Source organism: Pseudidiomarina xizangensis (assembly GCF_052541995.1).
In genome coordinates this window covers 40,965-62,323 of record NZ_JBOBQA010000001.1, presented here as the reverse complement: position 1 = coordinate 62,323, position 21,359 = coordinate 40,965, and the positions used below count along the sequence as shown (strand labels likewise).

Here is a 21,359-nt window from a genome sequence, read left to right as displayed (position 1 = left end):
TAAAGTCGTGAAGGTTACTCATGGATAAAACGTATTCGCCCAATGCTATAGAGCAAGCGCTCTACCAAAAATGGGAGCAGGCAGGTTATTTCAAACCCTCAGGCCAAGGCAGTAGTTACTGCATTATGATACCGCCGCCGAATGTCACCGGTAGTCTGCACATGGGGCATGCTTTCCAGCACACCATCATGGATACGCTGACGCGGTACAAACGCATGGACGGTTTCAATACTCTCTGGCAAGTGGGTTCGGATCACGCTGGTATCGCCACCCAAATGGTAGTTGAGCGTCAACTCGCCGCGCAAGGCACCACCCGCACTGAAGTCGGCCGGGATGCTTTCATTGATAAAATTTGGCAGTGGAAAAATCAGTCTGGTGGCACTATTACGCAGCAGATGCGGCGGCTTGGTGACTCAGTCGACTGGGATCGCGAACGTTTCACCATGGATGACGGCCTTTCCAATGCGGTGAAAGAAGTGTTCGTACGTCTGCATAAAGAAAAGCTGATTTACCGAGGTAAACGTCTGGTCAATTGGGATCCCAAGTTGCAAACAGCAATTTCTGATCTCGAAGTAGAAAATAAAGAACAGCAAGGACATATTTGGCACTTACGCTACCCGTTAGCTGACGGCGCTCAGACCGCCGATGGTAAAAATCATCTGGTCGTTGCCACTACGCGCCCAGAAACCATGCTTGGCGACGTTTGTGTTGCCGTCCATCCCGATGACGAGCGTTATCAAGCGCTGGTCGGTAAGTTTATTGACTTACCTCTGGTCAAGCGTCGCATTCCAATTATCGCTGACAGTTATGTTGATCAAGATTTCGGCACTGGTTGTGTCAAAATTACACCGGCCCACGATTTCAATGATTATGAAATCAGCAAACGCAATAAACTGGCCATGATTGCGGTGCTCGACGACCACGCTCACGTGCGCCAGCGTGCCGGCCTGTATACAACTACTGGCGAAGCTATCGACGACATTGATGGTTTTGATGGTACCTTACCAGCCGCCTATCAGGGACTGGAACGCTTCGCCGTCCGCCAACAAATCATTGCCGATTTTGATGCTGCTGGGTTACTCGATAAAGTCGAAAAACACACCAATAAAGTCCCTTATGGTGATCGTGGCGGCGTGCCGATTGAGCCTCATCTTACCGATCAATGGTATGTGCGTGTCGCACCATTAGCCGAAGTTGCAACGCGCGCAGTTGAAGATGGTGAAATTCAATTTGTCCCCAAACAATATGAAAATATGTACTTTTCCTGGATGCGCGATATTCAGGACTGGTGTATTTCAAGGCAACTTTGGTGGGGACATCGCATTCCTGCCTGGTACGATGAACAAGGCAATATCTATGTTGGTCGTGATGAAGACGAGGTACGTAAAGAGCATAGCATTGGTGCCGACGTCATGTTGCAGCAAGATGAAGATGTGCTCGACACCTGGTTTTCATCGGCCTTATGGACCTTCTCGACGTTGGGCTGGCCAGAGACCACTGACGACTTAAAAACCTTTCATCCGACAGATGTACTGGTCACCGGGTTTGATATTATTTTCTTCTGGGTCGCACGCATGATCATGATGACCATGCACTTTCTCAAAGACCAAGACGGGAAACCCCAAGTCCCGTTCAAAACCGTTTATGTTACCGGCCTAATTCGTGACGAAGAAGGTCAAAAAATGTCGAAGTCGAAAGGTAACGTACTCGATCCACTCGATATGATTGATGGTATTGAACTTGCACCGCTGGTTGAAAAACGCACTGCCAACATGATGCAGCCGCAACTTGAAGCGAAAATAAAAAAACGCACCGAGAAACAATTCCCCGAAGGCATCACCGCCCACGGCACCGATGCGCTGCGCTTTACTCTGGCAGCTTTGGCATCAACCGGTCGTGACATCAACTGGGACATGAAACGGCTGGAGGGGTATCGTAACTTTTGCAACAAGCTTTGGAATGCCAGCCGGTACGCGCTGATGAACACCGAACACCACGACTGCGGTACTGAGCTTAAAAGTAATGGCAGCGACATGCAATTATCGCTGGCTGATCAATGGATTATCGAATGCTTTAACGACACCGTAAAACAGTTCCGCAATGCTTTGGATAATTACCGCTTTGATCAAGCCGCAGCCATCGCCTACGAGTTCACCTGGAACCAATTCTGTGACTGGTATCTGGAATTGACCAAGCCGGTGTTGTTCAACGGCGACGAGGCCCAGTTGCGTGGCACCCGCCACACCCTGGTTACCGTACTTGAACAGTTGTTACGATTGTTGCATCCATTGCTACCTTTTATCACTGAAGAGATTTGGCAGCGCGTAGCGCCACTTGTCGGTATTCAAGGTGACACCATTATGTTGCAGGCCTACCCGCAAGTTCAGCAAGAACGCTTTGCCACAGCACGTGACGATATGGAATGGTTGAAGCAGGTGATCATCGCTATCCGCAACATCCGCGGTGAAATGAACCTGTCACCAAACACGCCTTTACCGGTGTTGATCGCGAATTCTGATGCTCAAAGCCGTACACGGTTGCAGCAAAATGCAAGTTTCTTAAGCGCATTGGCGAAGTTGGAATCGGTTGATTTCCTCACCTCAACAGACGATGCCCCAGCAAGTGCAACAGCTCTGGTCGGTCGTATGGAGTTACATATTCCGATGGCAGGATTGATCGATACCGCGGCAGAATTGGCCCGACTCGATAAAGCTATCGAAAAAGCTGAAAAAGAAGTTGCAATCTTTTCCCGCAAGCTAGGTAACGAGAGCTTCGTCAGTAAAGCGCCAGCCGAGGTCATCGCCAAGGAACGTGAGAAACTGCAAAACGCAGAAGAAACGCTGCAGCAGTTGCAACAACAACGCGAGAAAATAGCTGCGTTATAGGAAGCGCAGTGCCATTACGCCACGCCCCTTTTATTCTTACATTAAAGGGGCGTGGTGGTTCATTACTCTTCTTCATCGTCACCGAAATACGTGCCCCAACCGTCATATTCGACGCCTGTTTCCGCAGCCAACTCCGCCACTTCTATCGCTTGTGCTTCAATTTTGTCGCGTTCTAGTGGCAACTCACTAACCGCCGCAAAAGCGAACCAACGACTGCCGTCATCAAGTTCAAATTCATCTGCATCGTCAACATGATAGCCCGCCTTGACTAGCTCGACAGCTGCTTTTTCGAGTTTGGTAAAATCGGGACTGGCGAGATGATGTTCGATAGTATAAATATCATCTGCAGACGCACCATCAGCTAACAGCGCAGCTATGGTTTCTGCGGTTTGTTCCTGGATTGCTTGTTTATCCACGCTCATAAATTGCTCCGGTTAGCTTGTTGCTTCTTTTGCCAACTCATGATCGAGTTCGCTAATTTTTAGTTGCATCTGTTGGTGGCAGTTGGCCATCAACCCACGTACGTTATCACTAGAATAATCGCTCACCGCAATCGGCGGCAACATCTCGATGATCACTTTGCCGTTATTCCAACGATTGAGTTTAATCCGTCCATGCAGGTTCGACACGCATATCGGCACCACAGGAACCTTGGCTTGCAACGCGGTACGAAATGCGCCCGTTTTAAAAGGTAACAGCCCGCGGCCGTTACTACGGGTACCTTCAGGAAACAGCAGTACTGATATTTGCCGATCTCTAATCGCCTGTGCGGCTTGTTCGATGGTGCCACGAGCGCGACCGGTATTCTTGCGGTCAATCAAAATATTACCCGACAACCAATACAGTTGGCCAAAAAAGGGAATCCACTTCAGGCTTTTCTTGCCAATACTCACTGAGCGTGGCGGCATTGCGCGACTAAGGGTGAATATGTCGTAGGTATTTTGGTGATTGGCTACGTAAACATAGGGCGCACCCTCGTATAGACCTTCGGGTACACGAATTTCCAGCTGCACACCCAATAATCGATGAGTGCGGCCGTACCAATGGGCGAAAATAGGGGTGTTATTAGGGTGAAACGGGCGTGCCAGGCAAAATAATAGTCCTAACACACCACAAATAATCACAAAACAGCCAAGTAAAATCAGTCGTACAACAGCGAGCATGCAATCTCCTCTTTTTGCTGCCCGCTAGTATACCTGTTTCGGCAATAAAAAACGTCCGATCAGTCCTGACTATCTGCGGTAATCGCATCAACCCGTTGTAATCCACGCGGCAATTTATTACCACGCCGGCCTCGTTCGCCAAGATAATGCTCAAGGTCAGCAGGTTTCAGCGTCAATTTACGTTTACCAGCTAACAAGGTTATAGCGGCATCGGCTGGGACAACATTTGTCGCTACCACATACTCTTCGCGAGATTGCGCACGCAACGTAGGAATGCTGATCATTTTGTTGCCTTTACCTTTCGACAACTCAGGTAATTCAGTGATAGGGAAAATCAACATACGCCCTTCATTGGAAACGACGACCACCATATCTGTCGTTACATCGCTAACTCTGTTTGGCGGCAAGATCTTTGCCCCAGCTGGCAAGTTAAGAACAGCTTTACCATTTTTGTTACGGCTAACTAAATCGCTGAACTTGCACAAAAATCCATAACCAGCATCAGAGGCTAATAGATACCGTTGTTCGTCTTGTGCCATCAATACTTGTTCAACAATCTCGCCTGAAACCAAACTAAACCGTCCAGTTAGTGGTTCACCCTGAGTTCGTGCGGATGGCAGCAAATGGGCTTCGCAAGAAAAACTACGACCAGAACTATCAAGAAACACAACTTGCTGATTGCTTTTGCCTTGCGCACTAGCGAGGAAGTTATCACCTGATTTATACGCCAGGCTCGTTCCGTCAACGTCGTGTCCTTTCGCGGCGCGCACCCAACCTTTTTTCGATAACACGACAGTCACTGATTCCGCTGGGGTAAGATCGCGTTCGCTTAACGCCTTAGCTTCTTGCCGTTCAACCAATGGCGAACGTCGATCATCACCGTACTTCTCGGCATCAGCCAGAATTTCTTTTCGCATTAAGGTTTTCAGACGACGGTCAGAACTGAGCAACAATTCTAACTTTTCACGTTCCTTTTCTAACTCGTCTTGTTCGCCTTTTAGCTTCATCTCTTCTAATTTAGCTAAATGGCGAAGTTTCAATTCGAGTATTGCTTCGGCTTGCATCTCCGAAAGCTTAAAGCGTTTTATTAATTCTGCTTTCGGCTCGTCTTCATAACGAATAATTGCGATAACTTCGTCGAGATTCAGATACGCAATTAATAAACCTTCAAGAATGTGAAGACGTGCCAGAACTTTATCTAAACGATGCTGTAAGCGCCGTGTTACTGTCGTTTGACGGAACGTCAGCCACTCTTTAAGTACCGTAAGTATCGGTTTCACCTGCGGGCGACCATCGAGTCCCAACATGTTCAGATTCACCCGATACTGTTTCTCTAAATCAGTTGTCGCAAACAGGTGTTGCATCATTTGTTCGATGTCGACGCGATTTGAACGCGGCACGACCACCAACCGCGTGGGATTTTCATGATCTGATTCATCACGTAAATCTGACACCATTGGCAATTTCTTCGCTTGCATTTGTCCCGCAATTTGCTCAAGAACTTTTGAGCCAGAGGCCTGATGCGGTAGCGCATGAATGACCACTTCGCCATCTTCGAGCAGGTACTTCGCACGCATGCGGATGCTGCCGCGACCGGTTTCGTAAAGCTTTACGATTTCGTCTTTCGGAGTGATAATTTCAGCATCGGTTGGATAATCCGGCCCTTGTAAATGTTCCATTACCTCAGCAAGGTCGGCGCTCGGCTTTTCGAGCAGCAACGCACACGCGTGCGCAACTTCCCGGGCGTTGTGCGGTGGAATATCCGTCGCCATACCCACCGCAATACCGGTTACTCCATTAAGCAGAATGTGCGGCAATCGAGCAGGCAGCATCCGCGGCTCTTTCATAGTGCCATCAAAGTTTGGCGTCCAATCTACCGTACCCTGGCCTAGCTCACTTAATAGCAACTCACTGAAACGCGATAACTTCGCTTCGGTGTAACGCATCGCGGCGAACGACTTGGGATCATCCTGCGACCCCCAGTTACCTTGCCCATCAACTAGTGGATAACGGTAGGAAAAAGGTTGCGCCATTAACACCATGGCTTCATAACAAGCGCTATCACCATGTGGATGAAATTTACCTAATACGTCACCGACGGTACGCGCCGATTTCTTATACTTCGCCAGCGCCGACAAGCCAAGCTCGGACATCGCGTAAATAATACGCCGCTGCACCGGTTTTAAGCCGTCACCAATATGCGGTAACGCCCGATCCATGATCACGTACATGGAATAATTTAAGTAGGCGTCTTCAGTAAAGCGGCGTAACGGAATTTGTTCTACTGTGTCCATCGACATTCTTTTTCTTCTCCTTACAGCTCAGCCAAGTCGACCAAATTGCCTTTACTTTCCAGCCAATCACGGCGGTCACTGGCACGCTTTTTCGCCAACAACATATCCATCAGCTCTTCGGTGGCAGCTTCATCATCAACCGTCAACTGCACTAGACGTCGCGTATTTGGGTCCATGGTTGTTTCACGTAGTTGCAGTGGATTCATTTCACCCAAACCTTTAAACCGCTGTACATTGACTTTACCTTTGCGCTTTTCGGCATCAATACGATCCAAAATACCTTGCTTCTCGTCCTCATCCAGGGCGTAGAAAACTTCTTTACCCACATCGACCCGATACAGCGGCGGCATCGCCACATACACGTGGCCGAAATTAACTAGAGAACGAAAATGGCGGACAAAAAGGGCGCATAACAGCGTCGCGATATGAAGACCATCTGAGTCGGCATCCGCCAAAATACATATTTTCCCGTAGCGTAATTTTTCTAAATCTTCGGAGTCTGGATCGACACCCAAAGCAACGGAAATATCGTGGATTTCTTGTGACCCCAAGATTTGGTCAGATTCAACCTCCCAGGTGTTCAGGATCTTACCGCGTAGCGGCATCACAGCCTGAAACTCTCGATCCCGTGCTTGTTTCGCTGAGCCTCCAGCAGAGTCACCTTCCACCAGAAATAGTTCACCGCGCGACGGATCTTGTGTCGCACAATCTGTTAATTTGCCGGGTAACGGCGGCCCTTGTGTGACTTTTTTACGTACAACTTTCTTACTGGCGCGCATACGGCGTTGCGCGTTGTTGATACACAAGTCAGACAACTGCTCAGCTTGCTCGGTATGCTCGTTGAGCCACAAACTGAAGGCGTCTTTTACCACTCCCGAGACAAACGCAGAACACTGACGTGATGACAGCCGTTCTTTTGTTTGACCGGCGAACTGTGGGTCCTGCATCTTCACCGAGAGTATGTAGGTACAACGCTCCCAAATATCCTCTGGTGTCAGTCGAACCCCACGCGGCATTAAGTTGCGAAACTCACAAAACTCGCGCATGGCCTCTAATAAACCCTGGCGCAGGCCATTCACGTGGGTGCCGCCCTGGGTCGTTGGAATCAAATTGACGTAGCTTTCGGCAACACCCTCACCGCCTTCCGGGAGCCAGGTTACCGCCCAATCTACCGCCTCTTCATTGCCACTATAGCTGCCAATGAATGGCTCTTCAGGAAGCGTCGGTAATTCCTGTACAGCTTCAACCAGATAATCACGGAGACCATCCTCGTACTGCCAGGTTTGCTCGCTCGAATCAATCAGGTTGCGAAAGGTGATTTTCAAGCCCGGACAAAGCACCGCTTTAGCCCGTAGCAAATGAGTCAACTTGAGTACAGAAAATTTCGCCGAATCAAAATATTTAGGATCAGGCCAAAAGTGTAAGTTTGTGCCAGTATTACGTTTACCGACGGTACCCGTAACAGTCAAATCGCTGACTTTGTCGCCATTCTCAAAGGCCATTTCATAAACTTGGCCATCACGCTTTACCGTCACATTGACACGGGTGGACAAGGCGTTAACTACTGAGATACCAACCCCATGCAAACCACCGGAGAAGTTGTAACTCTTGTTAGAAAACTTTCCACCAGCATGCAACTTCATCATAATCAGTTCGACCCCTGGCACCCCTTCTTCTGGATGCACATCGACTGGCATACCACGACCGTCGTCCTGTACTTCTAACGATTGATCAGGGTGTAAAATCACCAGCATTTCACGGGCGTGGCCGGCCAAAGCCTCATCCACACTGTTATCGATGACTTCTTGACCAAGATGATTGGGGCGAGTGGTATCGGTATACATTCCGGGGCGACGCCGCACCGGCTCAAGGCCATTGAGGACCTCAATCGCATCTGCTTTGTAATCTGACATGCGCTCTTCTTTTTGGTGACAAGAATTGTTGTTATAGGATGCTCATATACTGTTACAGGATGAGCTGAAACTCAAGCTAGTATTCGGTTGCTAAGCCTTGTTCACGAATAAGTTCAAGCCACTCCTGCAAAAATCGATTGACCTGAAATTTCTCGTTGGCTTGATGCATCGCTCGATTAGGCTGTTCGTACACCGCCCGCAGTCGTGTCACATTTTGACTGCGAGTCACTTCGGCCAGCTGCGCATCATGATACAAACGCACTTCAAGTTCCGTCTCTACTAACCCAGGTAGTTGCGTCTGCAGGGCGTGCTGTTGAATGCGAACATCTGTGGTATAGGGAGCACTTTGGATGACAGCCACTCGGAAATGTAAATGCGACCCAACCTTTATCAGTTGTTCATGTCCTTGTTTCACTTGTGCGACGACTTTAACCAGCGCAGCATAATTTATTGCCGCCAGCCGTTGCAGCGCAGCCAAGTCAAACTGGTAACGTTTTCGCTTCACATCAGTGATCATAGGTTTTCTTTAAGCTTCTCGTATCTGTTGCAAATGAAGTTGTAACCATTGTAGCCCAATCACACTTGCCGCATTGTTAATTTTTCCGTCTTCCAGCAGTTGTACCACCTCTTCACGCGGCAGTACGTGCACGCGGATATCTTCATTCTCACTTGCTAAGCCACCTTGCTTTGCCGCTTTGGTGCTATCTACTCGCGCAATATATATGGAAATTTTCTCAGTGCAGCCGCCGGGTGTTGATAAATAGGTCAATGCATAATCAAGTTGCTCGGTTGTCAGCCCTGCTTCTTCATCTAGTTCACGATGGGCGACAGCTTCGGGTTGTTCCTCTGGGTCGTCGATCATGCCCGCCACGAATTCCAGCAACCAAGGCGAATCATCATGTTCCAGGGCACCAATGCGAAATTGCTCCAACAGCACCAACTCATCGCGGTCGACATCATAAGGTAAAACTACCACGGCATGTCCTCGGTCCATAATCTCGCGATCGAACTCTTGCGACCAGCCACCAGCAAATAACTTGTGTTTTATGCGGTAGTTGAAAAGACTCAAAAAGCCTTTGCGGATACGTTTTTTCTCAATAACTTGATAATCATCATGGTTAAATTTTTGCACAGTAAACCTTTTGCGTTAGTTTTGCGTCTATGCTGTTTCTATCCTGCTACTTTACCAACCACGAGAAAGTGATTGGTTTTGTGCACAAATCTCATAATTAGTTACATTTAAGCATGTCCTGTTGCAACTGAAAGCATGAATCCAACCAACTATCGGGTGTATGCTAGTAATCATTCAAATGTGTATGTAAAATACCGAACAATTAGCAACGGTCATCTGAGCCAGACAAACCTATCAGGATAACTGAACTCATGAATAAAAAGTTTCTTTCAGCTCTCATCGGACTTACTTTTGCTGCGGGCAGTTCCGTCACTTATGCTGACGATCTCGCACAAATTTTTCAACTCGCTTTGCAAAACGACCCCACCTTAAAGCAAGCACAAGCACAAAGTGATGCTGCACGTGAAGGCGTTAATATCGCTCAAGCGGATTGGTGGCCACAAGCAGATTTATCTGCTGGTTATTCTCGCAGCACGCGCGAAACTTTAGATTTCGATAGTGGTGGTAATATGTTTATGTACGATATTACCAGCACCGGTTGGAATGCAGGCATTAATTTAAGCCAAACGTTGTTTAGTAAAGCTGTTTGGGAGCAGACCGCAATCGCCGACAAGCAAGCGTATCAAGCGGAGGTAAGTTACTTAAGCCAACGTCAGCAATTAATGATACGGGTAGTTAATTCTTACTTTAATGTGCTTGAGCGCAAAGACGATTTGGAATTCGCCGAAGCAGAAAAACGTGCGATCGAGCGCCAGCTAGAGCAAACGAAACAACGTTTTTCAGTAGGTTTGACGGCAATCACCGATGTGCATGAAGCCCAAGCTCAATTTGACAATGCTCTCGCGCGTGAAATACAGGCAGGTAATGCTGTTGAAATTGCCCGTGAAAGTCTGCGTGAAATTACTGGTCGTTACCACGAGAACCTAGCTCAACTCAATAAAGACGAGTTTTCACCAACATTGCCAACCCCGGAAAATGCTGACGCTTGGGTGAATACCGCTGAAGATAAAAACTTGCAGCTGTTAGTACAGCGAGTTGCTGTGGAAATTTCTAATCAACGCATCGATCTAGCACAAGCAGGTCATTATCCTCGGGTATCACTCTCCGGAAGCGTGTCAACTCAAGATAGTGAAAGTGAGGTTCTGGGTCGAACCACGAACCCACCACGCATGGACAGCACGTCAATTGGTCTGAATTTGAATGTCCCGCTGTTTAGTGGGTTCCGTACCTCTTCGCAAGCTGATCAGGCACGAGCTAACTATGTTGCTAGCAGTCAACAACTCGAACTCACGCGACGCAATGTCGAACGCCAGGTTCGTAGTGCTTATTACGATATTGTTGCTGCTATGGCGACTATACGCGCTTTAGAACAAGCAGTTGTCTCGGCCGAGAGCGCATTAAAAGCGACTCAGACGGGGTTCGAAGTCGGTACAAGAACCATTGTTGATGTGCTCGATAGCACGCGTAATTTGTTCAATGCTCGCCGTAACCTTTCGACTGCGCGTTACAATTACATCCGTCAATCACTGACACTGCAGCAAGCTTCCGGTAAGATCAGTGAACAAGATCTGATGGCAATTAATGCAAGTCTGATTAATGAAAATAATTGAGAAGCCGCAATTCGAAACAAGGTTTTTACTACCTAAATATTGGCTGACCTGGTTAGGGGTCAGCCTTCTTTATTTTGTTTCCTGGTTACCTTACAAATGGCAACTGGCCATGGGTCGAGGGCTGGGAAAGCTGTTCTACAAATTTGTTCCGAAACGCGCAGAGGTTGCCCGACGCAACCTCAAATTGTGCTTCCCCGACAAGTCCAGCAGCGAAATTGAACAGCTGCTTCGCACCAATATGCAAAATACCGGCATTGCCTTTTTCGAAACGGGCATGGCATGGTGGTGGCCCAACTGGCGGATGCGCCGCAAACTTCATGTACACGGCGTCGAGCACCTGCAAGCCCCGTTACGTGAAGGTAAAGGCGTATTACTCTTGCTGTTCCACTTTTTGAGCCTGGAAGTGCACGCCCGCTTGCATGGTTTGATCCAACCGGCAGTTGGACTTTATCGCCCGCACAACAACGCATTGATGGAGTATTTACAGACCCGTGGACGTGGTCGCTCGAATAAGTACATGATCCCAAAGACAGATGTCCGAAGTATGATGCAAGCGATCGAACAAGGTGAAATTGCAGGTTACCTTCCAGATCAGGATTACGGTCGGCGCCGTACAGTTTTCGCACCTTTCTTTGCAGTTAAAAAAGCCAGCACAACAACGGGAACCCTATTATTTGCCGCCAATAAAAAGTGTGCCGTGCTATCAACCACCTGTTTTCGCCGCGCTGATGGCAGTGGCTATGATGTAACCTTTTATCCGCAGTTTGGTGACTTCCCAACAGATGACCCCATCGCCGATGTTACCCGCGTGAATAAAATGGTCGAGTACGCGATTATGCAACGTCCTGAGCAATACATGTGGGTGCATCGACGCTTTAAAACACGGCCCAATGAGGACGACCCGAGCCTCTACGGTTAAGCAAACCATTGACGCCAGGCTTGCTGTACGACACTGCGCTCTTGCTCAACCGCTAGATGCGTCAGCGAACCACGGTCATCTAGTGCCAGCTGGTGCAACCATTCGCGCTCACGTATGTACACATCGGTCAGCGCCTGAGCTTGCTCGGTGCGAATAATACCAAGCTCACCCGCGCACTCAATAATACGCACGTTATCAGAATAACGGGGTAATTCCGGATAATCAGCACTAAATCGCAGCACCAGATACTGCACTAAAAACTCGATGTCGGTAATACCACCGACGCCTTGCTTCAAGTCAAAGGTATGTTGTGTTTTAGCTTCAGCATCGCGCTGTTCATTGTGCGTACGCATCTTTTCCCGCATGGAAACAACGCTTTCGGTCAGCTCCTGAGGATCACGTTTACGGCGCAGCTGCGTGTGCCGTAGCTCATCAAATGCCGCCCGTAATTTGTTGCTACCAAACACCGCCCGAGCGCGAACCAGAGCCTGTAATTCCCACGTCCAGGCGTCCTCGTCTAAATAGTTTGCGTAAGTGTCAACACGACTCACCAATAGCCCCGCCTTGCCCGAGGGACGTAAGCGCATATCGACCTCATACAACACACCAATCATGGTTCGGGTGGTAAATAAATGTAAAATACGCTGCGCTAGACGCAGATAAAATTGTTGCACCTCAAGCGGTTTAGCGCCGTCAGTTTCACCTTCATAGTCACTGTCGGTAATAAACACTAGATCAAGATCTGAACTGTAACTTAGTTCCAAACCACCCAATTTCCCGTACGCGATAACCGCTAAGCCAGTATCCTCGATTGAGCGTCCTGGCGGACAGCCGTGGCGAGCAGCCAGATGCTGCCAGGCCAAATGCACCACGTGTTCGATCACCGCTTCAGCAAGATAGCTTAGATGATCGCTGACTTTCATTAACGACAAGGCGCCGCTAATATCTGCCGCAGCTATTTTTAGCTGGCAGGACTGTCGCGCCTGGCGTAACGCATTTAGTTGCGCTTCCAAATCGTCCTCTTGCTCCGGAATACGCACCATATAGTCGTTGATTATAGCGGGGTAATCACGTAATTCCGGAAGTTCATAAAGATGTTGCGGATCAATGAGCTCGTCCAACAGAATTGGGAAATTGGCCAGGTGTTGGGTAATCCACGAACTTGCCCGGCACAGCTTGATTAACTGTTCTCTGGCACCCGAGTTCTCCACTAACAGTTCAACGTAAGCCGTGCGGCTCATGATACGCCGTAAAACCGTAAACACCCGCTCCAGAACAACTTCGGCGTCAGCTAGCTGCAAACTACGTTGTAATAACAGGGGAACGAGTTTCGCCATTGCTTTACGCCCGCGAGGCCCACTACCACGTTTACGTATTTCATGCCGTAAGTCACTTACCAATGCCCAAATTTGCTGCGCACGCTGCTTATTTAATCCGGCGTCGTGTAACACGTCGAGCGCAGTTTCATCCTCGATCATGTCCTGCCACAGCAACTGCAGCGGACCGGCGTCTTCATCGTCGCTCTCGTTGTCGCCGATCACAGTTTGGAAATGCGCATGCACCTTAGCCATGTTCGTGCGGATTTGTTCTGCCAGCTCTGCCCAGCTGAGCTCAAAAGCTCGGGCGACGCGCTCCTGACGCGCTGAATCACTCGGTAACGTTTGCGTTTGCTCGTCGTTCAGTTGCTGCAACACATGCTCGACCTTACGCAAATATTCATAGCACGTCATGAGTTCTTCGATGGCGCCACTGGGCAGTAGGCCAAGCTCATCAATTGCCTGATATGCACGATAAATAGAGGGGGTTTGCAGTTGGCGTTGCTGACCACCGCGAATTAGCTGAAAACTTTGCGCAATAAACTCGATTTCACGAATACCGCCAGGCCCCAGTTTAATATTGTTCTGGACCCCCTGCCGTCTTGTCTCCTGAGTGATTAAGGTTTTCATTTTCCGAAGTGCATCGATCGCCGAAAAGTCAATATAACGACGATAAACGAAGGGCCTTAACAGTTGCCGCAACTGCTGTTCGTAACCATCAGAAGCACCAATTAAACGAGCCTTAACCATGGCATAGCGCTCCCAGTCACGACCCTGTTCCTGGTAGTAATTTTCCAACCCTGCCAAGCTCGTAACCACCGGTCCGGACTGACCAAAAGGGCGTAAACGTAAGTCAACGCGAAAGACCCTTCCATCACCCGTCACTGTATCCAGCAAGCCTACTAAAGCTTGTACCAGCTTGGTAAAAAAGATGTTGGTCTCGATAGGCTTCCGTGGATGGTCCGTTTCACCGCGTTCGGGATAGCAAAAAATAAGATCAATATCCGAAGAGAAATTAAGTTCGCGTCCCCCTAGTTTGCCCATTCCAATAATAAGCAGCGGTTGCGCGTTTCCTTGTTCGTCGCGCGGACAACCATAGCGCTCACTCAATTGTGGATAAAGCCAATCGCGTGCAGCAATAATAAAGGCATCGGCAGCTGCTGATATATGCGTTAGCATTTCTTTTAACTGCAGCTGTTGTGCGAGATCAGCGGCCGCTAAGCTAGCAAACCAGCGTTGTCGGAAACGCCGCAGAACCTGCTGCGCTTCGCTTTCAGTTGTGACCCCGGTCAGTGCATCTCGCAACAGCGACAAATAATCGTCAGGGTTAGGTAAAACCACTTTGCCAACTTTATCAACAACAACAGCATCGGCATCGTTTTGCCATGTCGTGGCAATAAATTCACTTACTGAACACCAAAACTCTTGCTGTTGCGAACGCTCTGTCATCATTAACCTAACCAGTAGGGTTCTTGCTTTAACGCCGCTTTCCGCGAATGCTCCAGCGCATACAGCAATGATTCTAACTGCACCGTTTGCCAGTTCAGCAAACGATCAGGTTGATTATCATCATTATCTTTTATTGCATCACGGAGCAATTTTAACGCCATGATTTCGCGGATCCCTCGTACCATATCTTGCCAGGGGGCACGAAACTGCTCTCTATCCTCTTCATCAAATAGATAACCTACGCAATAGCCCAACTGAAGTGAGCTTTGCAGCAATGGTAGTTGTTTTAAATAGTACTCAGGTTTTAAGTCGCGCTCTTTGGCAAATGCATCGATTACATTTTGCCAATCTTCACGCAGCCGCTGACTTGCCCACTGCCGCAATGGCAACTGTGCGACCTGTTCATGTCGCGGCTGTTCATGACACAATGCCCCCAGCTCCAACAAGGTTAACTGATAATCATCACGAACACTTAAACTCTGCACCAGCTCCAACTGCACCGCATGCTGCTGTTGCTCGCGAATCGCATCATATAATTTCGGATACTGTTCCAGAGCACGATGATAGGCACCATCTTCGGCAGTGAGTTCAGTCAAGCCATCATAACGACTCAACCATCCCAAATGCCCCAGCATTTGCTCCAGTCGTAGGATGTGATCGCCGACGTCAGTTTCTAAAGTAGCAAGTTGCTGCAACACAACTTTACTCAAGCGAATACCGTCAGTAATCCCCGCGACGGCTCGTACACTAGGCACTTCGGTTAAACAGGCATCATTATGCTGCCAATATTGCAACGCATAGGTCAGAGCTCGATAAAGCCCCGTTCCGACATCATCATTCGGCTGCTGTGGAACAAAATGCGCATGCGTGAACGGCTCAAGTACAGTTTTACCAGCTAACATGTATCCACGTGCGGCTTTACTGAGGTTACCGAGTCGCGCATTCAGGCGCGTGATAAACCTTCTTGCTAAGCGATAGGCATCGGTAATATCGCCTTGTTGAACCTCAAGCTCGATTTCCGCCAGGGGGCGCTCTTGCTCACCTACTTTTATCAAGCCTTCATCGTAGACCAGCTCAATATGTCCATCACCGCTCGGTAAGTGCCATCGATAACGAGTAAAGTCGGTACGAAAGATTTCATGAAGATCGCGATTGATATCAAATAAAGGAAAGTCATCAGGCCAAATATCTTCTTCGAACAGCGTCAAGTCAGGTTGTTCTGAGGTAATCGCAGTGTTGTATTCCGGTCGACTGTGCACACCACCTAAAACTTCTCCGGCTAGCTTAATGGTTTGCTCACGCTGGTCTCCGCGCTGACGAATCCGCAAACCCATATCATGCTGCCGTAACCGCAAATCCTCGGTATCGAAATAACCGTTACTCAGCTGCAACTCAGTCATCTCAGCGTCTTTCGCGAGGCTTTGGCACAATGCCAATACTTGCTCGCGAGAAACACCTTCTACTAACAGTTTGATCTCAATTTCCTGGCTCACAAAGACTCTCACGTACTTCGATTCATCTAGGTTATCTACGGTACTCGCAGCCTGCATGCGGGTCAACTGAAATGGTCTTGACAGAAGGGTACAAAAATTGCACCGTGGGCGGCGAGAAAAAATTTAGAAATCTGATTGTATGGGCTTTACGCGCGCTAAAAAAGACATATACTTGCGCGCAAATTATGTCCCCTCCAGCCTTAGGCTGAGTCTTACAGGAGATGCTATGTTCAAAGCCAGTGATGTACTTCAGGCTCAGTACACCGGTGCCGACCTCGGCACTTTGCAACGCGCAATCACAGAAAGTTATTTAGTTGATGAAGATGCGTATCTGCAAGAGTTGATGCAACTCGTGCCTAATGATGACGCGACCCTTGATGCGGTAACCGAAAGATCAGCCAAGTTGGTCAATACCGTACGCGAGCGTGCCGAAGGCGGCGGTGTCGATGCTTTTTTACAGGAATATAGCCTCGATACCAAAGAAGGCATCATCTTGATGTGTTTGGCTGAAGCTTTATTGCGTGTTCCCGATGCCCGCACCGCAGATGCCTTAATTCAGGATCGTCTCTCGGGCGGCGCATGGCAAAAGCATATGGGACAAAGCGCATCGTGGTTAGTGAACTCCGGAACCTGGGGTTTGGCTTTAACCAATACGGTGATCAACCCAACCGGACAACCGATGCAAACCCCACGCGGCGTGTTTCGACGCCTAACCCGACGCTTAGGCATGCCCGTCGTGCGTAAAGCAACGTACACCGCGATGCGTATTATGGGAAAACAGTTTGTGCTTGGGGAAAGCATCGAACAAGCGCTAAAGAATAGCCGTGCCAATCGTGATAAAGGCTACACCCATGCCTACGACATGTTAGGCGAGGCGGCGCTAACTATGGCTGATGCGCGACGCTATCATGAAGAGTATGTGAACTCTATTAAGGTAGTGGCAAAAGAGGATTTTAATAATCCCAAGGCGCCACGGCCGACTATTTCGATCAAGTTATCTGCCCTGCACCCACGGTACGAATCGGCGAATCAAAATCGGGTACTGACCGAACTTGCGCAAAGTCTTACTGACCTCGTCAAGTTAGCTAAAGAAGCAGATGTCGGTGTCACCATTGACGCCGAAGAAGCCGACCGCCACGAATTATCGTTAGAGTTGTTTGAGAAAGTCTACCGTAGCGGCGTATGTAAAGGCTGGCCACGCTTTGGTGTGGTTGTTCAAGCGTACTCGAAACGCGCCCTGCCAACTTTGTGCTGGTTAACCGCGCTGGCCCGCGAGTGCGGTGATGAGATACCGGTACGACTGGTTAAAGGTGCTTATTGGGACACTGAAATAAAACTGTGTCAGATGAATGGCCTGACCGGTTACCCAGTATTCACCCGCAAGGCGAATACTGACGTCAGCTACCTTGCCTGCTCTCGCTATTTGATGAGCGAGGCTACTGATGGTGCGCTGTACCCGCAGTTTGCTACTCACAATGCGCAAACCGTGGTTGCTATTCAACAGATGAATGAAACTACTAAACGCCGTATTGAATTCCAGCGGCTACACGGGATGGGCGATGAGCTTTACGACACCCTACTGCAAGACGAACCAGAAACTACGGTGCGTATTTATGCACCGGTAGGTGCACATAAAGATTTGTTGCCCTACTTAGTTCGTCGCTTACTAGAAAACGGCGCCAACACCTCGTTTGTGCATAAGTTAGTCGACCCAGATACCCCGGTCGACGAGCTCATCAAGCACCCGATGCACACCATTACCAAGTACGAGACTTTGGCCAACACTAAAATTCCATTGCCGACGCAGATTTTCAGCGATCGCAAAAACTCGTTAGGATTGAACATGAACATTCATTCGCAAGCAGATGACTTTATTGCTGCGGTGCAGCAATACCGTGATAAACAATGGCAGGGCGGTCCAATCGTCAATGGCGAAGTTGCTGATGCCCACCATCGGGTAAGCATTACCAGTCCACAAGAAACCCAACGGCAAATCGGTAGTATCAGCTGGGGTGACAAAGCACTTGCTGAACAAGCGTTGAACAGCGCCAATGCTGCGTATCGCCGCTGGCGCGATACCGATGTCGAAGTCCGTGCAAAGGCTCTGGAGAAGTTTGCCGATTTAATGGAAGCTAACCGTGATGAGATGATCGCATTGTGCTCGCTCGAAGGCGGTAAAAGCTTACAAGATGGTATCGATGAGGTACGTGAAGCCGTCGACTTCTGCCGATACTACGCTGTTGAAGGGCGTAAATTAATGGCGGACAGCACGACCCTACCCGGTCCCACCGGCGAAACCAACGAACTCTTGGTGCAAGGCCGCGGAACCTTTATCTGCATCAGTCCCTGGAACTTCCCGCTCGCCATTTTTACTGGTCAGGTTGTTGCCGCTTTGGTCGCCGGTAATTGTGTCATCGCTAAACCCGCCGAACAAACTGGACTTATCGCTTTCCGCGCAGTTCAGCTGTTGCTTGAAGCAGGTATCCCAGGTGACGTGGTGCACTTTATGCCGGGTAGTGGCGCTGAAGTAGGTTCATTTTTGGTTAGCCAGGAAGATATCGGTGGCGTCTGCTTTACTGGCTCTACTTACACTGCACAATCTATTAACCGTGCCCTGGCGGCACGTACTGGCGCAATCGTGCCATTGATTGCTGAAACAGGCGGTCAGAATGCCATGTTGATAGATTCAACCGCGCTACCTGAACAAGCGGTAACTGATATTGTCGATAGTGCGTTCAAGAGCGCCGGGCAACGCTGCTCTGCGCTGCGCGTATTGTTCGTCCAGGACGATATCGCTGACCGTGTCATCGACCTATTAAAAGGTGCGATGGCAGAACTACAAGTTGGCGACCCGTTATTACATGAGACCGACGTTGGTCCAGTTATTGATGGTGTCGCTAAAAGTACTCTGGAACAACATATCAGCGATATTTCCCAAGCTGGCCGTTTGATCGGAAAAGCGCCAATGCCGGATTACACCAATGGCGGAACTTTCGTTGCACCGACGGCGATTGAAATCGATAGCATCAATCAATTGGTAAAAGAAAACTTTGGCCCCATTTTACATGTTATTCGCTATTCAACCGACAATCTCGACGATGTTATCAACAGCATCAATGCGACTGGCTTTGGTTTAACCTTTGGCATTCATAGCCGCAACGAAACTTTTGCTGCCGATATCGCGCGCCGGATTGATGTAGGTAACGTTTACATTAACCGCAACCAAATCGGTGCCGTAGTTGGCGTACAGCCATTTGGTGGCCGCGGTATGTCCGGTACTGGTCCAAAAGCAGGTGGGCCACATTACCTCACCCGCTTTATCACCGAAAAAACGCGCACCAACAACATCACTGCTGTTGGTGGTAACGCAACCTTGCTCTCTTTGGGTGATTAAAACTCGTCCAACTCATGCAAGTACAACGACTGGCTGCCGTCTTCCACGGCGGCGGCCAGACTTTCTACCCGCGGTAAGAGTCGCGCCATAAAAAACTTCGCAGTCTTAACTTTACTCGATAAATATGGACGCTCCGCGGTCAGTGGTAATGCAGCTTTTGCCATCCGTAACCACAAGTAGCCATAAATCACATAGCCAAGCAGATGCAGGTATTCAACTGCCACACTGTTAATCACGTTTTCATCTTCAGCAACCTGCCCTAAGACTTTTTCTGTTACTGCAGAAGCGCGCCGCACGGCTTGTGCCAACAACGCATATTCAGCTTCGAGTTCCGCCACCGGCTCGTCCAGCAGACTCTGAATGTCGTCCAGCAATGGTTTAATTAGCTCACCACGCGAACCAGCAACCTTGCGTCCTAGCAAATCAAGAGCTTGAATGCCGTTGGTCCCTTCGTAAATCTGAGCGATACGACAGTCGCGTACCAATTGCTCTTGCCCCCACTCCCGCACATAACCATGGCCACCCAATACTTGCTGACCGATGACCGTGGTCTCGAAGCCTGTATCGGTTATAAATGCCTTCGCTATCGGGGTCAGTAATGCAACCAATGCGTCAGCGCGCGCTTTTTCAGCGGCGTCATCACTGTACTTCGCTGTATCAAGTTGCTGTCCTACATAGGTTGAAAATGCTCGTCCACCTTCAACAAAAGCCTTCATAGTCAGCAACATACGACGGACATCACCATGCACGATCAGCGGATCGGCTTCTTTATCAAGATCCCGCGTGGCTTTTGCGCCCCGTCCTTGAATCCGGTCCTGGGCATAGTCCAGCGCGGTTTGGTAAGATCGTGCCGCAGCCCCAAGTCCCTGAATGCCTACGCCCAAGCGCTCGTAGTTCATCATCGTGAACATCGCCGGCAAACCTTGGTGTGGAGCGCCCACTAGCCAACCTTTGGCACCGTCGAAGTTCATCACGCAAGTTGCTGATGCGTGAATACCCATTTTATGTTCGATGGAGCCGCACTGAACACCGTTACGCTCGCCGACGTTGCCATCTGCATCGGGTAAAAATTTAGGCACAATAAACAGACTGATACCTTTACTGCCCGCTGGCGCGCCGGGAAGCTTTGCCAGTACTAAGTGGACAATATTTTCGGTGAGATCATGTTCGCCTCCGGTAATGAAGATTTTGGTACCGGTAACAGCGTAGCTGCCGTCCGCTTGCGGTTCGGCTTTGCTTCTAATAATTCCCAAATCAGTGCCCGCATGCGGCTCAGTCAGACACATTGTGCCGGTCCATTCGCCAGCAGTCATACGCGGTAAATAAAGGTTTTTCAAATCATCGCTGGCGTAGGCATCAATGGCAATGATTGCGCCGGCTGTAAGACCTGGGTAAAGCGAAAAAGAAATATCAGCAGCACATAGCATTTCTTCGTACTGTGCCGAAACTACTTTGGGTAGGCCCATACCACCAAAGTCTGGATTCGCTGTTACTCCAACCCAACCACCAGCGGCTAACTGTTGAAAATTCTCTTGGTAATTTTGTGGAGTGGTAACCCTACCGTTATCGAATGTCACGCCTTCTTCATCGGCAGCACGGGCGTGGGGTGCAATCATCGACTCAGCTAGCTTTGCAGCTTCATCAATAATTGCTCTCGCCATATCCACATCAACCTCAGCGAGCGAAGAAAAGCGCGCCCAATCTTCATCGACATGGAACACATCTTGCAGCAAAAACTGCATGTCATCACGAGGAACTCGATAATCCGCCATACACCACCTCAATAAAATC

13 protein-coding genes are annotated in these 21,359 nt (G+C 49.1%); 4 read left to right on the top strand and 9 right to left on the bottom strand.

Annotated elements, in window-relative coordinates:
* Positions 1–20 precede the first annotated feature (20 nt).
* Entirely contained in the window at positions 21–2,885 is a 2,865-nt protein-coding gene (locus tag ACQ5ES_RS00255) for a valine--tRNA ligase (protein ID WP_445013968.1), read from the top strand.
* Positions 2,886–2,947: 62 nt separating this feature from the next.
* On the opposite strand, the gene rraB is transcribed toward ACQ5ES_RS00255, so the two are convergent.
* The 6 genes from rraB to ACQ5ES_RS00225 form a co-directional block, all read right to left on the bottom strand.
* Entirely contained in the window at positions 2,948–3,307 is a 360-nt protein-coding gene (gene rraB, locus ACQ5ES_RS00250; RefSeq protein WP_445013967.1) for a ribonuclease E inhibitor RraB, read from the bottom strand.
* Positions 3,308–3,319: 12 nt separating this feature from the next.
* The gene (locus ACQ5ES_RS00245) at positions 3,320–4,048 is read right to left on the bottom strand and encodes a 1-acylglycerol-3-phosphate O-acyltransferase (RefSeq protein ID WP_445013966.1); all 729 of its coding nucleotides are present in this window, start codon (positions 4,046–4,048) and stop codon (positions 3,320–3,322) included.
* A gap of 59 nt (positions 4,049–4,107) precedes the next feature.
* Complete coding sequence (parC, locus tag ACQ5ES_RS00240) at positions 4,108–6,348, bottom strand: DNA topoisomerase IV subunit A (RefSeq protein WP_445013965.1); 2,241 nt, start codon at positions 6,346–6,348, stop codon at positions 4,108–4,110.
* Positions 6,349–6,362: 14 nt separating this feature from the next.
* The gene (parE, locus tag ACQ5ES_RS00235) at positions 6,363–8,255 is read right to left on the bottom strand and encodes a DNA topoisomerase IV subunit B (protein WP_445013964.1); all 1,893 of its coding nucleotides are present in this window, start codon (positions 8,253–8,255) and stop codon (positions 6,363–6,365) included.
* Positions 8,256–8,331: 76 nt separating this feature from the next.
* On the bottom strand, positions 8,332–8,772 hold the full coding sequence (locus tag ACQ5ES_RS00230) for a DUF1249 domain-containing protein (protein ID WP_445013963.1): 441 nt from the start codon (positions 8,770–8,772) through the stop codon (positions 8,332–8,334).
* 9 nt (positions 8,773–8,781) lie between these two features.
* The gene (locus ACQ5ES_RS00225) at positions 8,782–9,387 is read right to left on the bottom strand and encodes an NUDIX domain-containing protein (RefSeq protein ID WP_445013962.1); all 606 of its coding nucleotides are present in this window, start codon (positions 9,385–9,387) and stop codon (positions 8,782–8,784) included.
* A 251-nt stretch (positions 9,388–9,638) separates the two neighbouring features.
* Between ACQ5ES_RS00225 and tolC the strand changes: the two genes are divergently transcribed.
* Positions 9,639–10,997 (top strand): outer membrane channel protein TolC, encoded by a 1,359-nt coding sequence (gene tolC / locus ACQ5ES_RS00220; RefSeq protein WP_445013961.1) that lies wholly within the window; start codon positions 9,639–9,641, stop codon positions 10,995–10,997.
* Positions 10,990–11,916: an LpxL/LpxP family Kdo(2)-lipid IV(A) lauroyl/palmitoleoyl acyltransferase gene (lpxL, locus tag ACQ5ES_RS00215; RefSeq protein WP_445015340.1), complete on the top strand. Its 927-nt coding sequence runs from the start codon at positions 10,990–10,992 to the stop codon at positions 11,914–11,916. The genes tolC and lpxL overlap by 8 nt, the downstream gene beginning before the upstream one ends.
* On the opposite strand, the gene glnE is transcribed toward lpxL, so the two are convergent.
* Together glnE and ACQ5ES_RS00205 are read right to left on the bottom strand one after the other, a co-directional pair.
* Positions 11,913–14,684 (bottom strand): bifunctional [glutamate--ammonia ligase]-adenylyl-L-tyrosine phosphorylase/[glutamate--ammonia-ligase] adenylyltransferase, encoded by a 2,772-nt coding sequence (glnE, locus tag ACQ5ES_RS00210; RefSeq protein WP_445013960.1) that lies wholly within the window; start codon positions 14,682–14,684, stop codon positions 11,913–11,915. The two genes, lpxL and glnE, sit on opposite strands and share 4 nt — an antisense overlap.
* A complete protein-coding gene (locus ACQ5ES_RS00205) occupies positions 14,684–16,231 on the bottom strand; it encodes a CYTH domain-containing protein (RefSeq protein ID WP_445013959.1) in 1,548 nt (515 codons plus the stop codon). Before ACQ5ES_RS00205 ends, glnE begins: the two co-directional genes overlap by 1 nt.
* Positions 16,232–16,400: 169 nt before the next feature.
* On the opposite strand from ACQ5ES_RS00205, the gene putA reads away from it, so the two are divergent.
* Positions 16,401–19,568 (top strand): bifunctional proline dehydrogenase/L-glutamate gamma-semialdehyde dehydrogenase PutA, encoded by a 3,168-nt coding sequence (putA, locus tag ACQ5ES_RS00200; protein ID WP_445013958.1) that lies wholly within the window; start codon positions 16,401–16,403, stop codon positions 19,566–19,568.
* Here putA and ACQ5ES_RS00195 read toward each other — a convergent pair.
* A complete protein-coding gene (locus tag ACQ5ES_RS00195; protein ID WP_445013957.1) occupies positions 19,565–21,340 on the bottom strand; it encodes an acyl-CoA dehydrogenase C-terminal domain-containing protein in 1,776 nt (591 codons plus the stop codon). The two genes, putA and ACQ5ES_RS00195, sit on opposite strands and share 4 nt — an antisense overlap.
* Positions 21,341–21,359 lie beyond the last annotated feature (19 nt).